Below are 24,388 nucleotides of genomic sequence, written 5' to 3'. Positions count from 1 at the left end.
CCCATGACACCCCAGGCTATCTGCGCACGATGCCGCGGCCGCCGGCTCCCGCAGGGCCGCGGTTTCACCTTGATCGAGCTCGTGGTAACGCTGGCACTTGTCGGCATTGTCGCGCTGGCCATCCTGCCCTTCTCCGAGTTGATGGTGCAGCGTGAAAAGGAGCAGGAGCTGAGGCTGGCGCTGCGACAGATCCGTACGGCGCTGGACGCCTACAAGGACGCCAGCGACTACGGATCGATCGAAAGAGAAGTCGGGGCTTCCGGCTATCCGCCGACACTGACCATGCTGGTGACTGGTGTAAAGGATGCGAAGGATCCGAAGGCCGGGCTGCTGATGTTCCTGCGCAGCGTGCCGCGCGACCCGTTCTTCAACGGCGACGCCACCACGCCGGCAGAGGACACCTGGAACTCGCGTGCCTATGGCAGTGTGGAGAGCAGCCCGCAAGGCGGCAATGACGTGTTTGACGTGACATCCAAGAGTGACCGCCTGGGTATCAACGGCATTCCCTACAAAGATTGGTGAGGCGCACGATGAAACCCGCTCGCAGCCGCAGGCTCAATGGGTTTACCTTGATCGAACTGGTGGTCGTGATGGCGATCATCGGTTTGCTGCTGACCATTGCGCTACCGCGTTACCTGCGCAGCATTGATCGCGGCAAGGAGCAGGTGCAACGGCAGAACCTGGCCGTGATGCGAGATGCGATCGATAAATACTTCGGTGACAACGGCCAGTATCCTGAGAATCTCGACGAGCTGGTGCTAAAGCACTATTTGCGCAGCGTGCCGGAAGATCCCGTCACGGGAGGCACCAGCTGGACGGTCATAGCGTCGCCGGATACGGATAAGTCCGGCGTCTACGACGTTGCGCCGGCGAGCGAAGCGGCGGCGGTTCCGGCCGCTACCGCGGCAACGGAAAAATGAGCCGCCTTCGCCGTACGCGTTGTTCGAGGCGGCATCGCCGGGGTGACGGCGCCCACGGCCTGGTCTTGCTGACGCTGCTGATCGCCCTGATCCTTGTTTCAGTGGCATTGCTGGCCGCGCTGGATGTCTGGGCGCTGCAACGGCAACGGTTGCAGGAAGAGGAGCTGCTGTTCGTCGGCAACCAGTACAGGCTGGCAATCCAGCGCTACTACATGGCCGGCCGGACGCTGCCGGCATCGGTCGACGACCTGCTGGAAGACAAGCGCTTCCCGGTGCCGCTACACCATCTGCGACGTGCCTACCCGGATCCGATCACCGGGAAGAACGACTGGCTGTTCCTTCATGACGGCGACCGTATCTACGGCGTCTATAGCAAGTCCACGGCGCCGACGGTCAAGCACGCGAATTTCCCACGCCGCTACACGGATTTCGCCAATGCGAAAACCTATGGCGAGTGGCAGTTTATTTATCTGCCGCCAGGCCGCCGAAGCCGCGCGAGCAATGCCAATCCGGGTACGCAAGATTCGACCGGTCAGGCCGATGCAGCTGCCCGGCGCACAGGCGTGAACAACGCCTCTCCATTCAGTCCCAATGGGCGTTCCAGATGATGCACGTCGGCGCAGGAGCCTTCGATGGATTGCCCTACCGCATCAGTAGGGTGTTGACCCATGCAAAGCTTCATCGGCGTTATCCACAATACAAGCGTGGGGAGAGAACGTAAAAAGGGCGTCCCGGGAGCGAGACGGTTCATGGGGCGTGGCACTTCGCATTGATCAGTGATGACCGGCAAGGACGGGTGTCGTTGCCGCGGGCGTGGAAATAGATGTCCTACGGGAATCGCGCTGGCTGACCCGCAGGAAGGAGGTTATATGTTTAGTACTCGCATATATCGCGGCGGCTTGTCGGCGCTGGTTTTGCTTCTCTTCGCCTTACCCGCGGTCGCCCAGTCATTTCGGGTGCAATGTCCGGAAGAAACGCCGCTTCACCCAAAGTCGGCCGCGGGCGTTGTCAGCGATGGCATCAAGTGTCAGCAGATCTCGGGCGGTGACGGTTATGCAACGATGGGTGACGGCACGCAGACCTACTTGTTTGCCTTCGGTCCATTATCAGGCCTTACCGACATCCAAAACGGCCTCCCTGGCACGCAGAAGGCGTCCGTTTTTCGCAAGCCCATAGATATAGAGCCGAATGCCGCGGTCGGCCTCGTCCCGGATCCGGATGCCGGCGGCGCGATCACGGGCCACGTCGATGCACGGGCGATCATGGATGTCGGCGTCATGAACGGCAACATGCCGGCCCCCACCATGGCGATCGACGAGGACGACGAATTCTTCCTCACCCTGACGAACGTCGGCATGATCATGCGCCCCGACCTGTTCGAGCAGCACACGGTGCACTTCCACGGCTACCCGAACGCCTCCTCGTTTTACGACGGAGTGCCGGATGCCTCCGTCGCCATCAACATTGGCGGGAGCTTCACTTACTACTACCTGGCGCCGGATGCGGGAACCTACTTCTGGCACTGCCACATCACCCCGCCGGAGCATCTCCAGATGGGCATGGTGGGTCAGATCTATGTACGGCCACGCCAAAACCGGGTCCCTGCCGGGGCGTCGCTGTATGCCGCGTTGAAAGACCAGCAGAACGATCCGCGCACGAAGTGCGGCGCCGACATTCTGTGTTCGACGCCCCTGCCGGCAAAGGACAACGGTGCTACTCACAAGCCCGACAAGAGTGGCTCGCCGACCCTGTATGCCTACAACGACGGCGATGGCTCGACCGCCTACGACGTCGAGTATCCGATCCAAATCCACGGTTTTGATCCGAACTTCCACTTCGTCGGCATGACCTTCAACCCGGAGCCCTTTACCGACATGAAGGACAAGTACTTTCTGTTGAATGGGCGGAGCTATCCGGACACGCTGACGGCGGGGGCGATGAGTACACCGGTAGCGGATGGCACCCCGCATTTTTCGCAACCGCTGCCAACGCTGATAAACATCCCGGTTGGTGGCAAGGCGCTGCTCAGGATCTCGGATCTCGATGTCAGCGAGTTCCAGACGCTGGCCTCGCTCGGCATCCCGATGCACGTGGTAGGCGTCAACGCCAGATTGTTGCGTGACATGGCGGGCAACAATCTGGCCTACGACACGAACTCAATCACGTTGGGTGGCGGTGAATCGATCGATGTGATCCTGGACGCAAGCGACATGATCCTGTACCCGGCGGGATCCACGTATTACCTGTACACGCCGAATCTGGATCACCTTTCGAATGACGCCGAGAACTTCGGTGGCTTGATGACCGAGGTCCACATCTGCAAGACGGTGGACCCGACTACCAAGGTCTGTGCCAATTAGTGGGAGAAGAGCCGTGGGCCACATTACCAGCAAAACGTGGATCGCGAATTTCGCGCGACTCGCCTCCGCTGTCCTCGCCGCGCTGCTCTGCGTGCCGGTGCAAGCCGCCGCGCCGGGTATCACCGGGACGCGTTTCGATCTGACTGCCGAGGCCGCCCGTATTAGCCAGCCCGATGGATCGAGTATCTATTCCTGGGGTTACGGGTGCCGGCCCGGCGGCGCTGCGCCGGCCGGCTTTTCGCCGGCGGCAATGCCCGGCGCGGCCTGTCCGAGTATGCAGATACCTGGCCCGACGCTGATTGTCAGAAAGGGCGACACCGTGACAGTGACGCTCAGGAACAACCTGCCGGCGGCCGCAGGCAACACCTCGATTCTCTTTCCCGGGTTCCAGGTCACCACGTCAAACGGCGTGCCAGGCCTGCTCACGAGGGAGGCCGCACACGGCGGGTCGGTCACCTATAGCTTCGTCGCAGCGACTGAGGGTACCCATGGCTACTACAGCGGCACGCAGGGCGACCTGCAGATAGAGATGGGATTGTATGGCGCGATCATTGTTCTGCCGACCACCGTACCTTCTGGCTGCCGTGCCGTCGGCAGCACGCTGCCGGACGGGCAGACTGACTACCGCAACGCCGCGGCGGCCTACTCTAACCCTGCCGCGTGCTACGACCGCGAGTACCTGTTCCAGTTCTCCGAGATGGATCCCCGCATCCATTCCCAGGCGGAACAGCAGGTCGGGACACCGGCCGGGAAGGCGTGCACACGGCCCAGCGGCTGCATGACGGTGGAGACCGAGCCCTACCATCCGGCTTATTTCATGATCAATGGCCGCTCCATGCCCGACGACATGGATCCGAATTATGCCGTGCAGTATCCGCACCAGCCATACAACGGCAATCCGCATATGCATCCCGGTGAGCTCGTGCTGCTGAGAATCATCGGTACCGGCCGCTGGCAGCATCCGTTCCATGAGCACGGCAATCACGTGCGGGTGCTGGCGCGCGACGGGAATCTGCTGCTCAGTCAGACCGACAATGCCTCGCCTGCCGGGCCACTGCTGTTCACCACGACGACCACGCCTGGCTTGGCGATGGATGGCATCTTCTACTGGACGGGCAGAGGCCTCAACTGGGACGTATACGGTCATGTCGAGGGCGGCGTGTACACCGACCCGAAGTTCCCCGGATACCTCGGCAAGCCAGTGGTCTGCAACCCGGACAAGAACGGATACTACACGGACGATCCGCTGGCGCCGAACTACTACGAGTGGTGCCAGGATCATAACAAGGCCCTCGAGACCCATCCGTTCGGCCAGGTCGGCAATGGCGGTCCTGTTACGCTGCCCGATGCGAACATCCTGACGAACGGTACCTGGTATGGCGGCAGTCCTTACCTTGGGCCCGATGCGACGGTCCGCGCTGTTGGCCCTACGGGCACCACGCCGCCCTCGGGCACGGTCGCGAACCCTCCGACGAGCGAAGCTGGGTTCGCCTTCATGTGGCACTCGCACAATGAGCGAGAGATCACCACGAACAATATCTTCCCGGGCGGGATGATGATGATGATGCTTGTCGATCCACAAGCCTTCAATATTAACGAAGCCAACTAGAGGTCAGGGGAAACGCGATGAGATCCAACCAGTTCAAGGCGAGCCTCTTCGACTTGGTCAAGACAGGCCTCGCGGCATCGGTTCTCTTCATGGCAAGCTGCGTGTCCTTCGCGCAGAGTGTCGACCTGACAGCGAACGCGACCAGTACCACGCTTCCCGACGGACAACTTGTGCCGATGTGGGGCTACACCTGCAATGGTCCCGGCACGCGCGCCACCTGCAAGGGCTTGAACCCGAATGCCGGGACGGCCTGGTCGCCTGTAGTGATTACCGTGCCTCCCGGCGACCTGACGATCAACCTCAAGAACAATCTGCCGGTTCCTCCGGGTGCTACCGCGGGCATACCCACGTCGCTGGTGATCGTTGGTCAATTGGGCGGTGGTCTGGGCGCCGAGCGAGCAACCGTGGCCAGCCCGGCCCATGCCATCCAGAGCGTTACCTGGCCGATCGCCGGGGACAGCAATGGCGCCACCTTCAATCCACCCACTCAGGGGGTTCGTGTCCAGTCGTTTGCAACCGAGGTGACGACCGGAAGCTCAGCAAAGCTGTTGTGGAAGGGTCTCAAGCCCGGTACTTACCTGATTGAATCGGGAACCCACCCCTCCATCCAGGGTCCCATGGGTCTTTATGGCGTGCTGGTGGTCACAACCGCTCCCGTGGTACCGGCGCTGGGCGTAGCCTATCCGGGCGTGACCTACAACGGCGAGGTTCCACTGCTGTTCAGTGAAATCGATGCCACGCAAAACGCCGCCGTGGATGCAGCGGTGAAGGCTGCGGGCTTCAGCGAGACCTCCGCCCGTGTTCTCAGGGATACGGTTAGTTCCGTGTCGGTGGCACTCGACAACGCCGGCAACCCTGTCGGCGGTACTGGCTACCAGGGCGGCGAGACCATCGCATTTTCCGGCGGCGGCTCTTCAGTGGCGGCGACGGCCCACGTCACAAGTGTGGATTCCACCGGCGCAATCACCTCCATCCAGGTTGACAGCGGCGGCACGGGCTATTATTCAATTCCCGACGCAACGGTAACGAGACAGTCTGGCACGGGCACCGACGCAAAACTCGCGGTGGCATTGGTGACGAAAGGCGTTCTTTGCAGCGATGGCGCCGCCGCGTGCTATCCGCCAGCCGTCAACTACGACCCGCGCTACTACCTGATCAATGGCGTCGCCTTTGACAGGACCAAGGCAGCGAGCTCGCTGTTCGCAACGAACCCTGCCAACGCCACCGGTACGGTCCTGGTGCGCCTCGTGAACGCTGGCCTGCGCATGCACGTGCCCTCCATTGTCGGGGCGCAAACCAGCGACAGTAGCTCAGGCACGCCGAAGGTTGTCTCCGGCCTTTCGTTGGTTGCGGAAGACGGCAACCTCCTTCCCGGCAACCGCCGGATCCAGAACGAAGTCTTCCTGGCAGCGGGCAAGACTTACGATGTCTTAATCAATGCGCCGGTACCCGTGGCGCCTGCGACCGCGCCTGCGGCCCTGGCGGTGTTTGACCGCCAGTTGAGCCTGTCTACCAACAATCAGCGTGACGGCGGCATGCTGGCCTACTTCGGTGCCAATGGCGCTACGCTACCCGCCAGCGGCGTCACTGCGAAGGCTAACCCTGACTCCTACTTCCTGGTTCCGGGCAGCAACGTGACCATTACGGACCCCGCCAAGGGTGTGATTGCCAACGATGTCGGTGTTTACGGCGTCCAGATCCTGACAGCGCCCACGGGCGGCACGGTCACCTTGAACATCGACGGTACGTTTGCCTATGCGCCCGGTTCCGGTACGACGTCCGACAGCTTCACGTATCAGGCGAACGGTAATCCTGCGCTCAAGGCGAAGGTAACGTTGTCCGCCTGCACGGGCAGCTGCCTGGGGCGGGCGCCGACGGCCGTCGACGACAGTTTCACCAGTAACGTCGGGTCCAGGCTGCAGATCAGCGCGCCCGGCGTGTTGGCGAACGATGGCGATCAATCAGGACTTCCGCTGACAGCCTCGCTTGTCAGCGCTACAGGCGGCACAGTTACGCTGAATACGGACGGGTCATTCACGGCAGTGCCCACAACGCCGCCAGGCCCCGGAACAACTGGCAGCATGAGCTTCAAGTATACCGCGGTGAATTCGCAAAAGACGCCGAGCAAGCCCGCAACCGTGACGCTGACATTCAAGGGTGGCAGCGGCCTTACCGTCAATGTATATGACGCGCCGAGTGTGCTGCCGGGGGCGAAACCGGTTCAGATCACCGACTACCGCTGGATTATCGAGGAAGACCGTACCTTCCAGGTTGACCCTGCATGCCAGGTGAACATTGCCAAGCGGCCCGCCAATTGTCCGCCTCTGCCGGTGCCGAGCCTAGGGACCAGTTTCCATACCAGCTACATGCCGGTCATCGCTGCGGGCTGCGTCGGCACGGTCGCTTGCGAGGGGGGCCAGACGGTCTTCGACCCGGCGAGCAATTCGCACATGCCAGCCGTATGCGACATCGGCAATGGCGTTTGTCGCACGGACGCCGGGCAGCAGACCCCGGTCGACCCGAAGGACGTAGCGCTCGACCCGACCAAACACTACTACATATCGATCCTGCCCGGCGATGCCGGCAATACATTCTCTGCCGGCTCTGGCGGTCCCCAACCGGTGGATCCAGCCAACCCCAATGGACCGAAGAGACCTTTCAGTATCGCCAAGGACTGCCCGTCCGGCCCCGGTGGCACGGATTTCACCGCCGGAACAGGAAGCTGTGGCCACGGCATGGGCGGCGCACCGATCGCGCCCGCGCAGAAAGTGGTCAACGTGCCCCTGCAGCAAACGCCACTGCAGACGGCGAAGGTTTCGGTGTTCGTGTTCGAGGATGACGCCCCTCTCAATGGCGAAGTGGACGTCAGCGGCGGAACCGATGCCTTTGGGACGGCCCGGGAGCCGGGACTGGGAGGCTTTGAGATCAAGCTCTTCGATGACGCTGGCGGCACGGGGGACCCGACCGGACAGATGACTTACGACATGTTCAACATGCCGTTGTCCAATTCCTTGCAGGGGATGATTGATCCGCGCACGGGGTTAAACGCGTGCCCGATTTCACCATCGCCGAAATCGGCGAAAGACGGACTGGTCGGCATGATTCCAACCTGCCCGAAATATGAGTCCGATGGCACGACACTCTCGCCCTTGGTCGGCCAGGCCATCATTGCTAACCTGATGCCCGGCAGGTACGGCGTGGTCGCAACGCCGGCCGCCGATAGAATTGCCAAGGGGGAAGAGTGGCTCCAGACGAATACGCTCGACGGACAGAAGGCCCATGACGCTTTCATCAAGGTAGGCGGGCCAGCGTACTTTCAGGAGTTTGGGCCGGCGGGTTTCCACGTCTCCGTGGGCTTCGCGAACGCGAAGATCATCAATGCGCGCAGGACCAATGGGAAGACTGGGGTATGCGATCTTCCCGGAGCCTCGTGCCAGAATTCTGTCAAGGGCAGAATCACCAACCTGCACTACAGCCGCCCGCCCAACCAGCATCTTTACAGCAGCGGTTCGCGTGACTCCCTGGCTTTCACTCAGTGCTTTGTGAGCCTGGGAGATCCGGACGGCGAGGATATTGCATTCGCCAAATGCAATGACAAAGGTGAGTTCAGCTTTACCGGGATTCCCGATGGCACCTTCAGATTGACGGTCCTCGACCAGTGGAACGACCAGATCGTCGACGGCCTTGCCACGGCAGTAAAACTGGGACCCGATGCAAGGAATGTCGATGTCAAAGACCTGGCGGTCCTGCAATGGCACACGAATCTCTATACCCGGACCTTCATCGACCTGAACCGCGACGGTGTGTCGCAAGACGGCGAGCCTGGTCTGACGCTGGTTCCGACCAACATCCGCTTCCGCGACGGCAGCTATTCCAATTTCAATAATACCGACCTCAACGGCTACGCCGCGTTCAACGAGGTATTCCCGCTGTTCAACTGGTATGTGGTTGAAGCCGATACGACCCGCTTCAAGCAGACGGGTGTACACGTGGTCTACGACGCAGGCGGCCCGCCGGATGGCACGAAAGATGGAGGTGGTTCGACCATTGCCAAGAATTTCGCCAACACAACGGAATCCGCGACAGCCCATCTCCCTCCCCACCTTCGGGTACCCGGGGCGGTGTATTGCGACAATGCGGACTGCACCGGTTATTCGATCCTGAATGGCCCGGGAAGCAGTGCGTCCAATCCTTCGACCGGCCGGATTGATCCCCCATCGGTGACCACCCTGGGCTGGCAGGGCTTCTCTGGCCAGAGCTCGTTCATCGAGTTTGGCAAGGCGCCGTTCGCCACGAATGAGAACGGCGGCATCAAGGGTGAGGTAATTTACGCCTCGACGCGGCCATTTGACGATCCCGCGCTGCTGATCCACACAAGTTGGACGCCTAACGTGCCGAACGTAACCGTCAACCTGTATCAAGAGGGCACCGCTCCGGATGGAACGTCCAGCTTGACGCTGGTTGACACCACCACGACCAGCAGCTGGGATGTTTGGGCGCAGGGCTTCCGCTCTGACGGCGTGCCTAATATGAACTGTCCAGGCCAGGAAACCACCGACCCATACTTCTTTACTTTGCAGAACAGCACCCAGTGGCTCGATCCGCAACATCGCTCCTTGCCCGCAAAATCTCAGTTCAAGTGCTACGACGGCATGCACATGTTCAATCAGCTGCAGCCGGCGCCTTACGATGGGATGTATCAATTCCCCAGCGTGACAGGCAGGAATCCGAGAACTGGAAAGCCCAACGGCACCAACTGCCGCATCTGTGTGCGCAATCCCGCGACTGGCGGAGGCGAGGAAGGCGGAACGCCCATGCTGCCCCCCGGCAAGTATGTGGTCGAAGTGGTTGTGCCCCCGGGCTACGAACTGGTGAAAGAGGAAGATAAGAACATCCTCATCGGCGACAACTACATCGCGCCGGTGACCCAGCAGTTTTTGGGCCTGGGCAGCATCTTCATCCTGCCTGACCAAGCGGCGGTGAATGCCACGTACAACCGGAACAATCCGCAGAACCCGACCACGGATCTGGGATCCTCTCCCCGGCATGAGGGCGACACGGGGAGCGTCGAGACCTTCTGGCCTTGCGTCGGTGCCTCGCGCATTGTTCCCGACTACCTCAGCCTGTTTCCCGGCGCGCAGGAAGTGGCGCCGTTCGCGGGAGCCAAGCGGCGTCTGTGCGACCGCAAGGAGGTGACGCTGACCGACGAGATGACTGTGCTGGCGAAATTCTGGGTGTTCAGCTCAACGCACGTCGCGGCGCACTTCACCGGCTTCATGCTGGACGACTTCTCTTCGGAGTTCGACCCGTATTCGCCGCAATTCGGCGAGAAGTTTGCCGTGCCCAACTTGCCGGTATCCATGAAGGATTTTGCCGGCAACGAAGTCGCGCGCGTGTATGCCGACCAGTGGGGCATCTTCAATGGCTTGAATTACTCCACCTGGCAGGTCAACCCGCCCAATCCGACCGGCTATGCGCCGACGATGATGGTCGCGTGCATGAACGACCCTGACATGCCGGACCCGGCGCATCCCGGACAGACGATCAAGGATCCCCTGTACAACCCTGCTTACAGCCAGTTCTGCTACGAGATCCCATTCATGCCGGGACAGACCCAGTACATGGACACGCCGGTGGTACCCGTCCAGGCTTTCGCGGATGGATATAACCAGCCTGACTGCGCGTACCCGGATGCCACGCCTGCGATCTCGACGGTAGTCGGCGATGTCAGCAACGGCGGTGCCGGCCCCTGGGTCAGCGCTGCGGGCCACACCTTGACGATCACCGCCTTGGGCGACCAGCAGGTACCCAACCATGCCTATAGTGGACCAGGAGCGAGCAAGGCCCCCTACAACCAGAAGTTCATCCAGCGCCACTATGGCTTCGGAAGCCAGTGCACCAGCGTGGGCGGTACGTGCGCTGTGGCTTCCAGCGTAACGATCGGCGGCGCACCTGCGACGATCCAATCGTGGAGCGACCAGACGATCACGGTTGCCGTGCCTGCCTTGCCGTCGTCGGATCACGGCGAACTGGTGATCACAGCCGGCAATGGCAAGAAGTCCGTGGACACGGTCAGCGTTACCATCGGCGGCAATACGCCGACCTACGTCGCTGGCGAGAACGCCACCAGCAACGCCATCCAGACCGCGATCGACAACGCCTTGCCGGGCGACCTGATCATCGTGGGCCCGGGTGTCTACAAGGAGATGCTGCTGATGTGGAAGCCGGTGCGGCTGCAAGGCGTGGGCGCTGCCTCGGTGACGGTCAATGCCAATACCCATCCCTCGGGCAAGATGGATCCCTGGCGCGCGCAGGTCAGCTGCCTGTTTGGCGTGTCACGCAACGGCGGTGCGATTTCGTCGACGAATCCCTTCGATCCGACGAATACCTACAGCTGCCGCACGGGTGCGTCGACCGATCCCTTGGCCATGCAGCGGCGGATTGACCCGATACCACTCGAGCCAACCGTCGGATGGGACAATACGCTCAACGGCAATCTGGGCGAGCTTCTGATAGAGCCCACGCTGATGGGTGCCTACGAAGGCGCGGCGATTACGGTTCTGGGGAAAGGCGTGCAAGACGTCGGTGGACAGGCCGACCCCAATTGCATCGCAAATGGCATCTGCGTGCCGCTGACGGCAAGTGCAACGGATTGCGCAAACAATCCCAGCAACTTCCTCTGCAACCCGTCGCGCATCGATGGCATTACCTTCACCAACAGCTCCCAAGGCGGTGGCGGCATCTTCCTGCACGGCTGGAACCACAACATGGAGATTTCCAACAACCGCGTCTTCGGCAATGCCGGCACGCTCACCGGGGGGATCACGGTTGGCCAGGTGGAAGTGCCGGACGGGACCATAGGCGGCGCGGACGGCGTGACCCAGATTCCGTTCGGCTATAACACGAACGTGAACGTGCATCACAACTCGGTCACTTCCAACGCTTCCTACGGCGACGAAATCAATTCGACCACGCCTTCGTCGGCCGGCGGTGTGACCTTCTGTTCGGGTGCGGACAACTACCGCTTCAACTACAACTGGGTGTGCGGCAATATGAGCAGCGGTGACGGCGGCGGCGTTGCCCACTTTGGGTTCAGCGCTGGCGGCGACATCTCGCACAACCTGGTGCTCTTCAACCAGAGCAACAACCCGACGCTACCCACCTATGGCGGCGGCATTATCGCCCAAGGTGTGCCGCCGGATGGCACCTTCTGCGAGAACCAGTTGGTCGACCTTGATTGCGCGCCACAGCTTTCCGACGGCGCCGGCCCTGGCCTGACGATCGATGGCAATCTCATCATCGGCAACACGGCAGAGAGCGGCAAGGGCGGCGGGCTGCGGCTGCAGATGATCAACGGCACCGATGTGCAACGCAGTCCCAACGATCCGACGAAGTGGTACCAGGTCTCCGTCACCAACAACATCATCGTGAATAACGTCGCTGGATGGGCGGGGGGTGGCGTATCGCTCCAGGATGCGGTGGCGGTCAACTTCATCAACAACACGGTGGTTTCCAACGATGCGACCGCGTCGGCGGGAGTACTCTTCAACACGGCCGCAGCCACTCAGGCCAATGTGCCGCCGCCGACGAATTGCACCACCGTGGGCGCGGAGACGACTTGCGATCCCATCACGACGTCGGCCTACCAGCCGGCCGGCCTGGAGACGGCGCGTCATACGACAAACTTTATCGGCGCGTTCAACAATTCGAGCGTTACCTGCCCGGGAGGCACCACGGCCTGTACCACGTTCTCGAACCCGGTGCTGTCCAACAACCTCTTCTGGCAGAACCGCTCGTTCTACATCAAGGTGGGTGACACCAATCCATCGATACCGGGCTTGCAGAACACCGTGACGCTAATCCCGACGCTGAACCAGGCAACGAAGACGACGGGCTATTGCGATCCCAAGGCTGTCTACTGGGACATCGGCGCCTTCGGCGACTCCGGGCCGAGCAAGCATGAGTCGGGCGTGACGCTCAACCCGCGATACTCGATCCTGACCGACGCCGCCGATTACCAAGGGGCAAACAACCAGGGTTCCGATCCCTCCGTGGTCAGCAAGTACTGCAATGGCTCGCGAGTGCCGCCTGAAGGTGGTGGGGTCGGATTCTCCGTGCCTCCGGGTATCGCGGACGCTGTCCTGCCCAACCCGCTTTTCGGCCTGATGCCGACTGCTACCCCGGATGAAGGCAACCAGTGGATCAATATGTCCTACGGACCGCTCTCCCTGGCCAACGCGAGCATCTCGTCGGGCAGCGCAGGCTACGGTGTCCCGCTTGGCGATTACTCCATCACGTCGGGTTCACCAGCAATCGATGCCGCCAACAGCGCGGGAGCGCCGAAGCAGGACTTTTTCGGCACCTCACGACCGCAAGGTAGCGGATTCGATATCGGGGCCGTTGAGTTCGTAGCCGGCGCCGCGCCCAAGGCGAGCCTGACGCCGCCCACGCAGGACTTCGGCAGAGTCGAGCGGGGCGAGGCGGGGCTAGTTCATATCTTCACGTTGAAGAACACCGGCAGCGTACGGTTGACAAACATTGCGAGTCCGGTGATCACGGTGGACAGCACGAACTACTTCATCGTTCCACAGCAGACGACATGCGGCACGGTCAACCCGACCGCGGCGAACCGTATCACTAGCCTGGATCCTAACGGTACCTGCGCGATCGCCGTGCAATTCAGGCCTCCCGGTCGGGATGCTGCGAATTCCGCGCAGAACGGCACGCTCAGCATTACCGATGGGGCCGGTACGCAGACGTCGGCCTTGACGGGAGTGGCAGCCCGTTAGGAAGGGTCCAAGCCGAAGTGAAAGAGGGAGGGAGGCGCGGCCTGTGGCGCGCCTCCCGTGGCAAAGAACCAGCAACAAGTGGCCACCAGGGTGAAGTACGAACATGTCCAGCCATGCAAGGAATTCAACGGCGATCGCGGCGCTGCTTGCGGGCAGCGTCTGGATGGGTGCGGCCTTGGCCGAATCGGCCTTCCCTCTGGAAGCCCCTTCGGCAACACCAGCGCGTGCGCCTTCGCCGCCGGACGGGACCTCGCCCTATTCCCCGGTGAAGGTGCCCAAGAACGCGAAGATCTACTACGAACTCTATCGCGGTGTCGGCGATTTGCACGTGCGTCGAACCGCGTCGGGCAACCTGATTCGCTTTAGCTATCGCGTTACTGACCCGTGGATCGCCAAGGTGCTGGGCGACAAGAATGCGACGCCCTACTTGCTTGGGCGAAGGAGCCAAGCCCTACTCCAGATTCCTGTGATGGATAAGATCGGCCAGCTTCGGCAGTCGGGCCCATTGGCCGTTGGTCAGGAGTACTGGATGGTGTTTTCCAATAAGGGCAATCTGATTAAAGCCGGGGACCGTGTCAATGTGATGATCGGTTCCTTTCATATCGACGGCCTGGTCGTTGAATGATCGCGCGGGAGCGCGATCTGTGGGGCATGGATCGAAGGGGGGTGTACTCATGAACCGTTTTCTCTTCCTGGCATTGGGCCTGGCTTCAGTGGCCGCATCGGCCGGCGCGGCGACGGAAGCCGCGCCGGCGGGCCGGCTGACGGCAGCGCAAATCGTCGACAAGAGTGTGGCGGCCCGCGGTGGGCTTGATGCCTGGCGGGCGGTTAGCAGCCTGACGATGTCGGGCCAGCTCGATGCCGGGGGCAAAAAAGATGTGAAGCTGCCGTTCGTGGCGACCATGAAGCGGCCGCACAAGAGCCGGTTCGAAGTCCGCTTCGAGGAGCAGACGGCCCTGCAGGTCTACGACGGCGCGCAGGGGTGGAAAGTCAGGCCCTTCCTGGGGCGCGACGATGTCGAGCCTTACACACCTGCCGAGGCCAAGTCCGCCGCAGCCTCGGCGGAACTGGACGGTCCGCTGGTCGACTACGCCAAGAAGGGCACCACGGTCGAGTTGCAGGGAATGGAGTCCGTGGAGGGGCACAAGGCCTACATACTCAAGCTGACGATGAAAGACCGCACGGAACGGCGCGTGTGGGTGGACGCAACAAGTTTTCTTGAACTGAAGATGGATGGCGAACCACGCAAACTGGACGGCAGAATGCACAACGTTGCCGTCTACTACCGGGATTACAAGGCGGAGGGCGGGCTGAAGATTCCGCATGTCCTGGAGACCGTTGTCGAAGGCGTCAAGAAGACTCGCCAGATGACCATTCAACATGTGGCGCTGAATCAGCCGGTGGACGATGTATTGTTCGCGAAGCCGCAGCTGGAGCCGGCCAAGGTACCCGGCAAGTAAGGGGATGGGGGGGCTATGACTATAAGACGGATTGCGGGGGTGCTCGCCGTTTGTATCTCGGCGATGGCGATGGCGGGGGACCCTGTCACGACGCCCGATCTGAGCGTGGCCCAGATCGTAGAGAAGAACGCCGTCGCCAGGGGAGGGCTTGAGGCATGGCGGAAGATCCAGACCATGGTCTGGGTCGGGCACGTGGAGAGCGCCAATGCGCCTGCGCACTTTGTGCTGGCGATGAAGCGTCCCAACAAGACGCGCTTCGAGATCACAGCGCTCAATCAGATGGCGGTGCGCGTTTTTGACGGTAGCCATGGCTGGAAGCTCCATCCGACCCAGGGCGGCAAGCCGAATCTGCAGCCCTACACGATGGAGGAGGTGAAGTTCGCGCATGACGAGCAGGTCATCGATGGGCCGCTCATGGACTACCAAGCCAAGGGTATCGCCATTACCCTCGACGGCGTCGATGAAGTCGAAGGGCACAGGGCGTACCGCCTTGCCATCAGGCTACCGTCGGGCGGGACCCGCCGCTTGTGGATCGACGCGAAGACATTCCTGGAAATCAAATACGACCGCGAATCCCGTAACGTGCTTGGCCAGCCGCACACTGTCACGGTGTTCTACCGCGACTACAGGGCCATCGACGGATTGCAGATACCGTGCACGATCGAGAGCGGCATTGCGACCGCTCAGGCAACGGATAAGCTCGTGATCGACGAGGTCTCGTTCAATCCGTCGCTGGGAGACTGGATGTTCGCCAAGCCCGGCACGCCGAGACAGGACAAGCCGGTTTCGATCGACGCCCAGGCGCGGCCAGGGTCGGGCGATATGGTCCGGCCGGCGCCATAGCGATGAGCCGGGGACCATCCGCCCTGCGGGCGCTCGTCGTGTGCTTCGTTGTCGCCGCACTGACGGGGTTTGGCGGCCAGGCCAGCGGCGCCTCGACAACGGATGCCGGCGAAGCGATTTTCCAGCGCGGCGAGCTGCCTTCGGGCGCGCCGCTTGATGCGATCCGCGAGGGCGGCATGCGCATGCAGGGGGCCGCCGCGGCCTGCGTCAACTGCCATCGGCGTAGCGGCCTCGGTGCCAAGGAGGGCTTTGGCACCGTACCGCCGATCACCGGGCGGTACCTGCTTCACCCGCGCGCCAGGAGCCTCGAGGACCTCGACCTGCCCTATGTCGAAGGCATGCGGGCCGATCGTGACCCCTATACCGATGACACCATTGCCAGGGCCATCCGCGAAGGCCTCGATTCGGAAGGCAGGCCCCTGAACTACCTGATGCCGCAGTTCGCGCTGAACGATGCCGACATGGCCGCACTGATCGCATACCTGAAGCGGATGGACCAACGCAAGCCGCCTGGGGTCACGGACACGGTACTCCACTTTGCCACCATCATCACGCCGGATGCGGATCCCGTGAAGCGGCGCGGCATGCTGGATGTGCTGGATCACTACTTCGCCGACAAGAACACGTTTCCGCTCGGACCGACCCCTGCGCTACGTACATCGCGCAAGATGATGTTCATGGTCAATCGCCGCTGGCAACTGCATGTCTGGGAGCTGACCGGCCCGGAAGCGACCTGGCAGGATCAACTCAGGAGGCATATGGCGGCGGAGCCTGTCCTTGCCGTGGTGTCCGGGCTCGGTGGCAGGAACTGGGCGCCGGTCCATGCGTTCTGCGAGCAGGAATCCGTGCCATGCCTGTTTCCGAATATCGAGGTACCGGTCAACAGCAGCACTGATTTCTACTCCCTGTATTTCTCCAGCGGCGTGCTGCTGGAAGCGGACCTGGTCGCGAAGAAAGTCCTGGATGCGGACAGTGGCAAGGTGGTGAAGTCGGTGCACCAGATCTATCGTGCGGGCGATAGCGGGGAGGCGGCGGCCAAGGCGCTAGCCGCCAAGCTGAAGGGGCACGGTGTCGCGGTATCCAGCCGCGTTCTCGCGAGCGGCGAGAGTGTGGCGCAAGCGCTGCGCGGCGCATCGGGCGCTCAGGCGCTCATGCTGTGGCTACGGCCGGGCGACGTCGCCGCGCTTGGCAGCGTGCCGCCGCCGCGCGCCGACGTGTTCATGTCAGGCCTGATGGGCGGGCTCGAGCGCACGCCGTTGCCTGCGGGCTGGCGCGGCGTTACGCGCCTCGCCTATCCCGTCGACCTGCCGGAGCGCCGGCGCGTGCGGGTGGACTATGCGCTGGGCTGGTTTGCCATCCGGCATATTCCGGTCGTCGCCGAGCAGACGCAGGCGGACACGTTTCTTGCCTGTGGCCTGCTGGCGGAGACGCTGAGCCACATGGTCGATGCGTTTGCCCGCGACTACCTGGTGGAGCGCATGGACGACATGATCGAGCGCCGGATCATCACTGGCTACTATCCACGCTTGACGCTTGGGCCAGGTCAGCGCTTCGCTTCCAAAGGGGGTTACATCGTCCGGTTTGCGGAGCCTGAGCGCACGCGGCTGGCTGCGGACGGGGAGTGGACAGTGCCGTAGGCAAGCAATGTGCGAGTTGTCAAAATCCGACATGCCATGCGGTCATGGGCAGCCATGATGGATCGCCCTACCGCCGCAGTAGGGGGTCGACCCATATCGGGCGCCCACGCGGGTCTACATAATTCGAATGCGGGCGAAAGCGAGAGCGCGTCATGGGAGAGGCAATCGACGCCAGACGATCGCGCTTGCGCAGCGTGTCGATGATTGCTGAAGGAGGTTTCCAATGAGAACGCTCAAAGAGCGATGGGGCAGGGCGCTGGTATCGGCCATTGCGGTGGGAAGCACGATCGCGGTGGTGGTGCCTTATGCAGTGGCGCACGAAGACGCCGATCCGCATGCCCATCACCACATGATGCGCGACATGCGGACATCGACCGTGGCCTACTCGCTGCCTGCCGTGACGCTGGTACGAGACGATGGCCGGACCGTCTCGCTGAAGGACGAACTGGACGATGGCCGCCCCGTGGTCTTGACGTTCATCTATACCACTTGCACATCCATTTGCCCGGTGATCAGCCAGACGCTCTCGCAATTGCAGGGCGAACTTGGCCCGAACCGTGACAAGGTGCACATGGTGTCGATCTCGATCGACCCGGAGCAGGACACGCCGTCGCGCCTGCATGAGTATGCGACGAAGTTCGGCGCGGGTCCCGAATGGCAGCACTACACCGGCGCTCTTGCCGCGAGCGTGGCGACGCAGCGCGCGTTCAACGTCTATCACGAGGACAAGATGAAGCACAGTCCCGTGGTCTTCCTGCGTGGAGCACCAGGGGAATCATGGCTGCGGATCGATGGCTTTGCTACCGCTGACGAGCTGTTGCATGCCTACCAGAAGCTGGTCGCAGCCAATTGATGGTGCTTGATCCGGCTTCCTTCCGGCTTTCGCCTTTTGCAGGGACCCTCGTCAAGTCCCTACACCTTGCTTCATGCTGAAAGTGCCGCCTGCCCGGGATGGCGGGGGCGGGTGACCGCGGTCCCGTCTCAATGGTCCGCTTGCACCGCCCGGCCGGCGGCCATCACCGCCGGCGCCACCATCTGCGCGAACAACCGCAACACGGCGACCTCGCCTGGCGTCCACGCACTGCGCGCCGCGAGGAAATTGAACGTGCCCACGCAACGTCCGCCCTCGCATACCGGCACATTCACCACCGCCGAAAGCGCAAGCCCGCGAATCGTCGAGATATCGTCAAACACGGCTTCAAGCGCCGCGTCCCCTTCGCCCACGAAGACCTCGCCCTGATGCAGCACCCTGCGGGTCCACGGCGTATCGGCCTTGCGCTTGCGGCCGCCCACGGGGTAGGCGGCGGTGTCCGAGGACCATAGCCGTACCACTTCCGAGTTGGCACGCTGGTAAGCGTTGATGGTGAGCAGCCCCGGGCCCAACAGCGCGGCAGTGGCGCTGCCGATCGCATCGAAGGCGACGGTGGGCTCGGCTGCGCGCGCCAGCGTGTCGCATAGCGAAGCCAGCAGTGGCACGGGCAAGGTCACGATGGCGGGCACGGCATCATTCACGAAATCGGTCACAGCCTTACTCCCCCTTGATGCCCAGGTCGCGAATCAGCTTGCCGTAGCGGTCCGCGTCGCGGCGCAGGATGGCGCCGAACTGCTGGGGCGTGGAGGTGGCGGTTTCCACGCCGATGGCGTTCATCTTCTCCTTCACGTCCGGCAGCGACATGATGCGGTTGATCTCCTGGTTCAGGCGCGTCACCAGCGCGGGCGGCATGCCGACCGGGCCGAAGGCGCCATACCAGACGGACAGCTCATAGCCGGGCACGGTCTCGGCCACGGTGGGCACGTTGGGCAGCAGCGGCGAGCGCTTGGCTTCGGTCACGGCGAGCAGGCGCAGCTTGTTGGCTTTGACGTGGGGCAGGGTCTGCGTGCCGGCGGAGAACAGCAATTGCGTTTGCCCGGCCACGGTGTCGACCACGGCGGGCGCGCCGCCCTTGTAGGGCACGTGCAGCATCTGCACGCCGGCCATCTTCTCGAACAGCACGGCGCTCAGGTGGTTGGTGGAGCCGGGGCCGGCGCTGGCATAGGCCAGCTTGCCGGGGTTGGCGCGTGCGTAGGCGATCAGCTCCTTGACGTTGTGCGCGGGTACCGACGGGTTGACCACCATGGTGTTGGTCACATAGGCCAGCAGGCCCAGCGGGGTGAAGTCTTCCACGCCGCGAAAGGGCATGTTGGGCATCAGCGCGGGGTTCATCGCGTGGGTGCTCATGGAGCCGACCAGCAGGGTGTAGCCATCGGGCCTGGCGCGCGCGACCATGGCGGAGCCGATATTGCCGGATGCGCCGGGCTTGTTGTCGACGATCACCGGCTGGCCGAGGGAGCGGGTCAGGTGCTCGGACAGCACACGCGCCAGGATGTCGGTGGAGCCGCCGGCGGCCCACGGCACGATCAGCGTGATGGGCTTTTGCGGGAAGGGGTCGGCTGCGCCGGCGCCCGAGGCAGCGGCAAACAGCGAGAACGTGGCAAGACCCAGCAAGCAGCGCTTCAAAACGGCTTTCATCTCTTTCCTTCTCCGATTGCTATGCGAACCGCACGGTGCGATCCGGCTTGATTCGATTACTGCTTGGGTTAGCGGTCTGCTGGTTTGCTCCCCTCTCCCGCAAGCGGGAGAGGGGAGCAAACCAGCGGCGGTTCTTAAGGGCCTCTATGCTGGCAACGTCCCTAACGCCTCAACGCCTCAACGCCCCACCGCATACCCCTGCATGCCGCGCGCATTAGCCCCGGCACGCAGCACCAGCCGTCCCTGCGCATCGCGCTCGCGCGTGCAGGCGGACATCCGTCCCTCCGACCACGGCTCGCCCACCTTGACTTCATGCCCGCGCGCGCGCAGCGCCGCGATGGTTTCCTCGGGCAGCCGGGACTCCACGCTGAGCCGGTTGAGCACCACCGAGCGCGGCCAGAACGAGCCGGGGAAATGGTCGATATGCCAGGCCGGCGCATCGATGGCCTCCTGCAGGTTCATGCCGTGCACCGCGTGGCGCAGGAAGAAGGCAACGGACCATTGGTCCTGCTGGTCGCCGCCGGGCGTGCCGAAGACCATGTAGGGCTCGCCGTCGCGCAGCGCAAGCGAGGGCGACAGCGTGGTGCACGGGCGCTTGCCCGGCGCGAGCGTGTTGGGCAAGCCCGGCTCCAGCCAGGTCATCTGCAAGCGGGTATTGAGCGCGAAGCCCAACTCGGGTATCACCGGGCTGGACGACAGCCAGCCGCCCGATGGCGTGGCCGCGACCATGTTGCCGTCGCGGTCGATCACGTCGATGTGGCAGGTATCGCCGACAAAGATCTCGCGTTCGGCCCATTCCGCCACCGGCGGCATGGCCGCAAAGGTGGGCTCGCCCACGCCGAAGCGCACGTCGGCGTGGCGCAGCGTGCGCTGCGCCGCGCCGAGGTCAGGCAAGCGGGGCGCGCGGCCATCGACCGTGCCCGGCCGGATGTCGAGCGAGGCGCGTTCGCCGATCAGGTGCGCGCGCGCGGCGAGGTAGCCAGGATCGAGCAGGCCGGCCAGCGGCGCGTCGCCAAAGCTGGGGTCGCCGTACCACGCCAGGCGGTCGGCCATGGCCAGCTTGGCCGCCTCGGCAATGCGGTGCACGAACTCGGGCGAGGTGGGCGCGTGGGCGGCGAGATCGGCGTGGCGCAGCATGCCGACTTGCTGCAGGAACGCCGGGCCCTGGCTCCAGATGCCGCACTTGGCCACCGTATAGCGGCCAAAATCCAGCGTAGCCGGCGCTTCCACGGTGGGCGCCCATTGCGCCATGTCCTCATGGCGCAGCAGGCCTTTGTGGCGCTCGCCAGTGGTGTCGCGCACCGCCTGGGTGCGGCAGAAGCTGTCGATCTCCTTGGCGACGAAGCCGCGGTACCAGCAATCCAGCGCGGCGTCGATCTGTTGCTCGCGGGTGCCGCCGGCGGCTTCGGCCGTCTCGACGATGCGCGCATAGGTGCGGGCCACGCCAGGCACCGCATGCAGGCCGCCAGGGCGCGGCACGCGGCCGTCCGGCAGCCAGACGTCGGCCGAACTGTGCCATTCGTTCAGGAATAGTTCGCGCACCGCCAGGATGGCTTGCGAGATGCGCGGCACCAGCGGGAAGCCATAGCGCGCATAGCCGATGGCGGGGGCCAGCACATCGGCCAGCGTCCAGGTGCCGTAGTCGCGCAGCATGGTCAGCCAGGCGCCGAAGGCACCGGGCACGGTGGCGGGCAGCAGGCCGATGCCGGGCACCAGGTCCAGCCCCATGGCGCGCATCGCGCCCGGGTCGGCCAGCGCGGGCGCCGGGCCTTGCCCGCAGATGGAGCGCACCGCGCGTTCGCGCTCGCTCCACAGCAGGATGGGCACCTCGCCGCCCGGGCCGTTCAGGTGCGGCTCCACCACCTGCAGTACAAAGCCGCCGGCCACCGCCGCGTCGAACGCGTTGCCACCGCGCTCCAGCACGCTCATGGCGGTTTGCGAGGCCAGCCAGTGGGTGGACGAGGCCACGCCAAAGGTACCGACGATTTCCGGGCGGGTGGTGAACATTGAAGCTCCGTGGCGGATCGGGCAGGGTGGCGGAGTACGGAAGTGCGCAACGCAAGCCGATTGAGGTTTGGTGCCTTGGAGTATAAGGTTCCCGGATAACCGTTTGCAGTCAATTAATTATCATTGCATAACGGATTGGTTATGCATAACGCGGGCCACGGCTACGCTCGGACTAGCCCGACGCCAACGCGAAGAGCAGAAGCAGGACATTCACAACAATCAACGCGTACAACACCAGCAGGGGCGCCGGTGCGGTCCGGTACTGCTCAACCACTTTGCGCAAGCGCCCGTCCCGTCCGCGTTTCAGCAGGTAGGCCAGGCTCATGCCGAACGCGCCAAACCAGGCCAGGTTGCCCAGCGCGCCCCTGGGGCCAGAAGCCTTCTTGTCAGCGAGAGGCGCCGCCGCGGCGACAGTCGGCGCCGCGCGCAACGATGTGTCCGTCGCGGTGGCGAGCATGGTCGGTTGCGGGTTGCGTTGCGCGGCGACCGGCTGCGTTGGCGCCTGCGGGTTCGGTTTGGGTGGCATCGGCGTTGCCGCTTCGCCGCGTCGTGGGTTGTTATGCGCCTCTAGCTTCTCGGGCTGCTTGCTAGAGCGATGGGCGTCCCAGGCGGATTTGCGCCGCGCTTCATACTGCGGCCATTGCGCGAAGACGCCGTCAAGACAGCGCACGGAGCCGCAAGCGTCCCGCTTCTTGCGCCAGGCCAGGATATCCGCCTGGCGAATGGCGCCGGAGCGCAGCAGCCGTTGCTGATCGGCATAGATGCGCTCATAGCTAATGGAGAGAAGGGTGTAGTCGCAGATGAGCCTCGCTGCGTGGGGGCGCTTCTGCGCTTGCGTCGGGCTCGCGTGGTGTGTCGTTTTGCAGACAATATCGGACGCTTCCGCGCCACGGATGACAAACAGACTCAATGCGAGGAGGACGGCCAAGTGGCCTGTGACCCTGTTCATCGCGTCTTCTCATAGAAGTGACGATTTCGGCGCTGAGGCCCGGGCGGGAACCACCAGACATTGTGCTACAACGTCACGACCGCAGTCCGCGCGCTAACGCACTTACGCCGGCGGAGCCGGTGACTCAAAAGTGCCCTAGTAGAATCAAAGACTTGCAACGCGCCCAGGTCCAGGACTTTCATTGCCGTCCCCAGTCGACAAACTTCAGCACAACCTCATCTCGCGCCTGCGCCTGAAGCACTTGGCGCTGCTGCTGGCACTTGACCGCCAGCGCTCGGTCTCGCGCGTGGCGGCCGAGATGGACCTGACCCAGCCCGCCGTGACCAAGGCGCTGCGGGAGATCGAGGAGATCTTCATGGTGCCGCTGTTCGTGCGCTCGCGCCGGGGGCTGGAGCCCACCGGCACCGGCGCGGCGGTATTGGCGCATGCGCGGCTGGCGATGGCGGATACGGAGGCGCTGGGGCGGGAGCTGGCGGTGATCGGCGCCGGGCTGCACGGGCGGCTGCGCATCGGCGTGATTCCGTATGTGGCGCCGGTGGTGCTGGACGCGGCCTGCTCGCACGGCCTGCGGCAGCAGCCGCGCGTGGCGGTGCTGGTGCGCGAGGGCACCACGGATGAACTGGTGGCGGCGCTGCGCGCGCACGAGCTCGATTGCGTGATCGCACGGTCCTTCTACGCGCCGGGCGACGACATCGCGCAGACGCCGCTGTACCGCGAAGAGCCGGCGCTGGTGGTGCCTAACGCCGCCGCTGCGCGGCTGGGGCGCGGCAAGCTGGACTGGCAGCGCCTGGCCGCGCTGGACTGGATCCTGCCGCCCGCGCACACACCGATCCGGCGCACCATCAACACGCTGTTCGCCACCGCCGGCGCGGTGCCGCCGACGCCAATGGTGGAAACCTATTCGATCAAGACCATCGCCACGCTGATGCGCAACCAGCCACGCGCCATCACCATCGTGCCGCGCGCGGTGGCGGCAGAACTTGCGGCCACCGGCAGCGCGGCTGTGTTGCCGCATACGCTGACTTGGGACTTGCCGGCAGTGGGCGCGATGTGGCTGCGGCGTACGGAACAGAGTGAGCCGTTGATGGCACTGGTGCGCGCGTTGCAGCAGGCAGTGTCAGCCAAGGGATGATGGCGGGCCTGAAACGCAGAAGGCCAGTTGCGCCATCTGCATGGCGCAACTGGTCCCCACGGACACTACAAAGCCGCTTTGGGATTACTCAATAATACTCAACATTAGACATGCGAATGGCTGCCTCACCGGCTGCGACGGTGGTCGTCAACGAGGCGATTTGGCAATGGAAA

General features: G+C 63.4%; 16 protein-coding genes. 12 read left to right on the top strand and 4 right to left on the bottom strand.

Annotated features, from left to right (window positions below; translation table 11 throughout):
• Positions 1 to 3: 3 nt before the first annotated feature.
• From ACGLHR_RS28375 to ACGLHR_RS28325, 11 genes are all read left to right on the top strand, one after another.
• A complete protein-coding gene (locus ACGLHR_RS28375; protein WP_400097647.1) occupies positions 4 to 522 on the top strand; it encodes a type II secretion system protein in 519 nt (172 codons plus the stop codon).
• Between the two features lie 8 nt (positions 523 to 530).
• On the top strand, positions 531 to 920 hold the full coding sequence (locus ACGLHR_RS28370) for a type II secretion system protein (protein WP_318235434.1): 390 nt from the start codon (positions 531 to 533) through the stop codon (positions 918 to 920).
• 65 nt (positions 921 to 985) lie between these two features.
• Positions 986 to 1,528: a type II secretion system protein gene (locus ACGLHR_RS28365; RefSeq protein ID WP_318235435.1), complete on the top strand. Its 543-nt coding sequence runs from the start codon at positions 986 to 988 to the stop codon at positions 1,526 to 1,528.
• A gap of 261 nt (positions 1,529 to 1,789) precedes the next feature.
• Positions 1,790 to 3,280 carry a multicopper oxidase domain-containing protein gene (locus ACGLHR_RS28360; RefSeq protein ID WP_400097644.1) on the top strand — a complete coding sequence of 497 codons (1,491 nt, stop codon included), beginning with the start codon at positions 1,790 to 1,792 and terminating at the stop codon, positions 3,278 to 3,280.
• Positions 3,281 to 3,293: 13 nt separating this feature from the next.
• A complete protein-coding gene (locus ACGLHR_RS28355; protein ID WP_318235437.1) occupies positions 3,294 to 4,889 on the top strand; it encodes a multicopper oxidase family protein in 1,596 nt (531 codons plus the stop codon).
• 17 nt (positions 4,890 to 4,906) lie between these two features.
• On the top strand, positions 4,907 to 13,678 hold the full coding sequence (locus tag ACGLHR_RS28350; protein ID WP_400097642.1) for a choice-of-anchor Q domain-containing protein: 8,772 nt from the start codon (positions 4,907 to 4,909) through the stop codon (positions 13,676 to 13,678).
• Between the two features lie 103 nt (positions 13,679 to 13,781).
• Entirely contained in the window at positions 13,782 to 14,303 is a 522-nt protein-coding gene (locus ACGLHR_RS28345; RefSeq protein WP_400097640.1) for a hypothetical protein, read from the top strand.
• Positions 14,304 to 14,352: 49 nt separating this feature from the next.
• Complete coding sequence (locus tag ACGLHR_RS28340) at positions 14,353 to 15,138, top strand: outer membrane lipoprotein-sorting protein (protein ID WP_400097638.1); 786 nt, start codon at positions 14,353 to 14,355, stop codon at positions 15,136 to 15,138.
• A gap of 15 nt (positions 15,139 to 15,153) precedes the next feature.
• The gene (locus ACGLHR_RS28335) at positions 15,154 to 15,981 is read left to right on the top strand and encodes a hypothetical protein (RefSeq protein ID WP_400097636.1); all 828 of its coding nucleotides are present in this window, start codon (positions 15,154 to 15,156) and stop codon (positions 15,979 to 15,981) included.
• Positions 15,982 to 15,983: 2 nt separating this feature from the next.
• Positions 15,984 to 17,618 (top strand): c-type cytochrome, encoded by a 1,635-nt coding sequence (locus ACGLHR_RS28330; protein WP_400097634.1) that lies wholly within the window; start codon positions 15,984 to 15,986, stop codon positions 17,616 to 17,618.
• A gap of 223 nt (positions 17,619 to 17,841) precedes the next feature.
• Positions 17,842 to 18,471 carry an SCO family protein gene (locus ACGLHR_RS28325; protein WP_400097632.1) on the top strand — a complete coding sequence of 210 codons (630 nt, stop codon included), beginning with the start codon at positions 17,842 to 17,844 and terminating at the stop codon, positions 18,469 to 18,471.
• 128 nt (positions 18,472 to 18,599) lie between these two features.
• Here ACGLHR_RS28325 and ACGLHR_RS28320 read toward each other — a convergent pair whose 3' ends face one another.
• From ACGLHR_RS28320 to ACGLHR_RS28305, 4 genes are all read right to left on the bottom strand, one after another.
• Positions 18,600 to 19,142 (bottom strand): GAF domain-containing protein, encoded by a 543-nt coding sequence (locus ACGLHR_RS28320; RefSeq protein WP_400097630.1) that lies wholly within the window; start codon positions 19,140 to 19,142, stop codon positions 18,600 to 18,602.
• 4 nt (positions 19,143 to 19,146) lie between these two features.
• The gene (locus ACGLHR_RS28315; protein ID WP_318235444.1) at positions 19,147 to 20,127 is read right to left on the bottom strand and encodes a tripartite tricarboxylate transporter substrate binding protein; all 981 of its coding nucleotides are present in this window, start codon (positions 20,125 to 20,127) and stop codon (positions 19,147 to 19,149) included.
• A 177-nt stretch (positions 20,128 to 20,304) separates the two neighbouring features.
• A complete protein-coding gene (locus tag ACGLHR_RS28310) occupies positions 20,305 to 22,134 on the bottom strand; it encodes a gamma-glutamyltransferase family protein (protein ID WP_400097628.1) in 1,830 nt (609 codons plus the stop codon).
• Between the two features lie 172 nt (positions 22,135 to 22,306).
• Positions 22,307 to 23,083, bottom strand: coding sequence for a hypothetical protein (locus ACGLHR_RS28305; protein WP_400097626.1), 777 nt, complete (start codon positions 23,081 to 23,083; stop codon positions 22,307 to 22,309).
• A gap of 181 nt (positions 23,084 to 23,264) precedes the next feature.
• Between ACGLHR_RS28305 and ACGLHR_RS28300 the strand changes: the two genes are divergently transcribed.
• The gene (locus tag ACGLHR_RS28300) at positions 23,265 to 24,215 is read left to right on the top strand and encodes a LysR family transcriptional regulator (protein ID WP_400097624.1); all 951 of its coding nucleotides are present in this window, start codon (positions 23,265 to 23,267) and stop codon (positions 24,213 to 24,215) included.
• Positions 24,216 to 24,388: the final 173 nt, after the last annotated feature.

Origin of the sequence: Cupriavidus sp. CuC1, from assembly GCF_044627735.1 — a bacterium.
Classification (GTDB): Bacteria; Pseudomonadota; Gammaproteobacteria; order Burkholderiales; family Burkholderiaceae; genus Cupriavidus; species Cupriavidus ulmosensis.
Note: the sequence above shows the minus strand (reverse complement) of the source record. Positions and strands in the feature narration are given on the sequence as shown.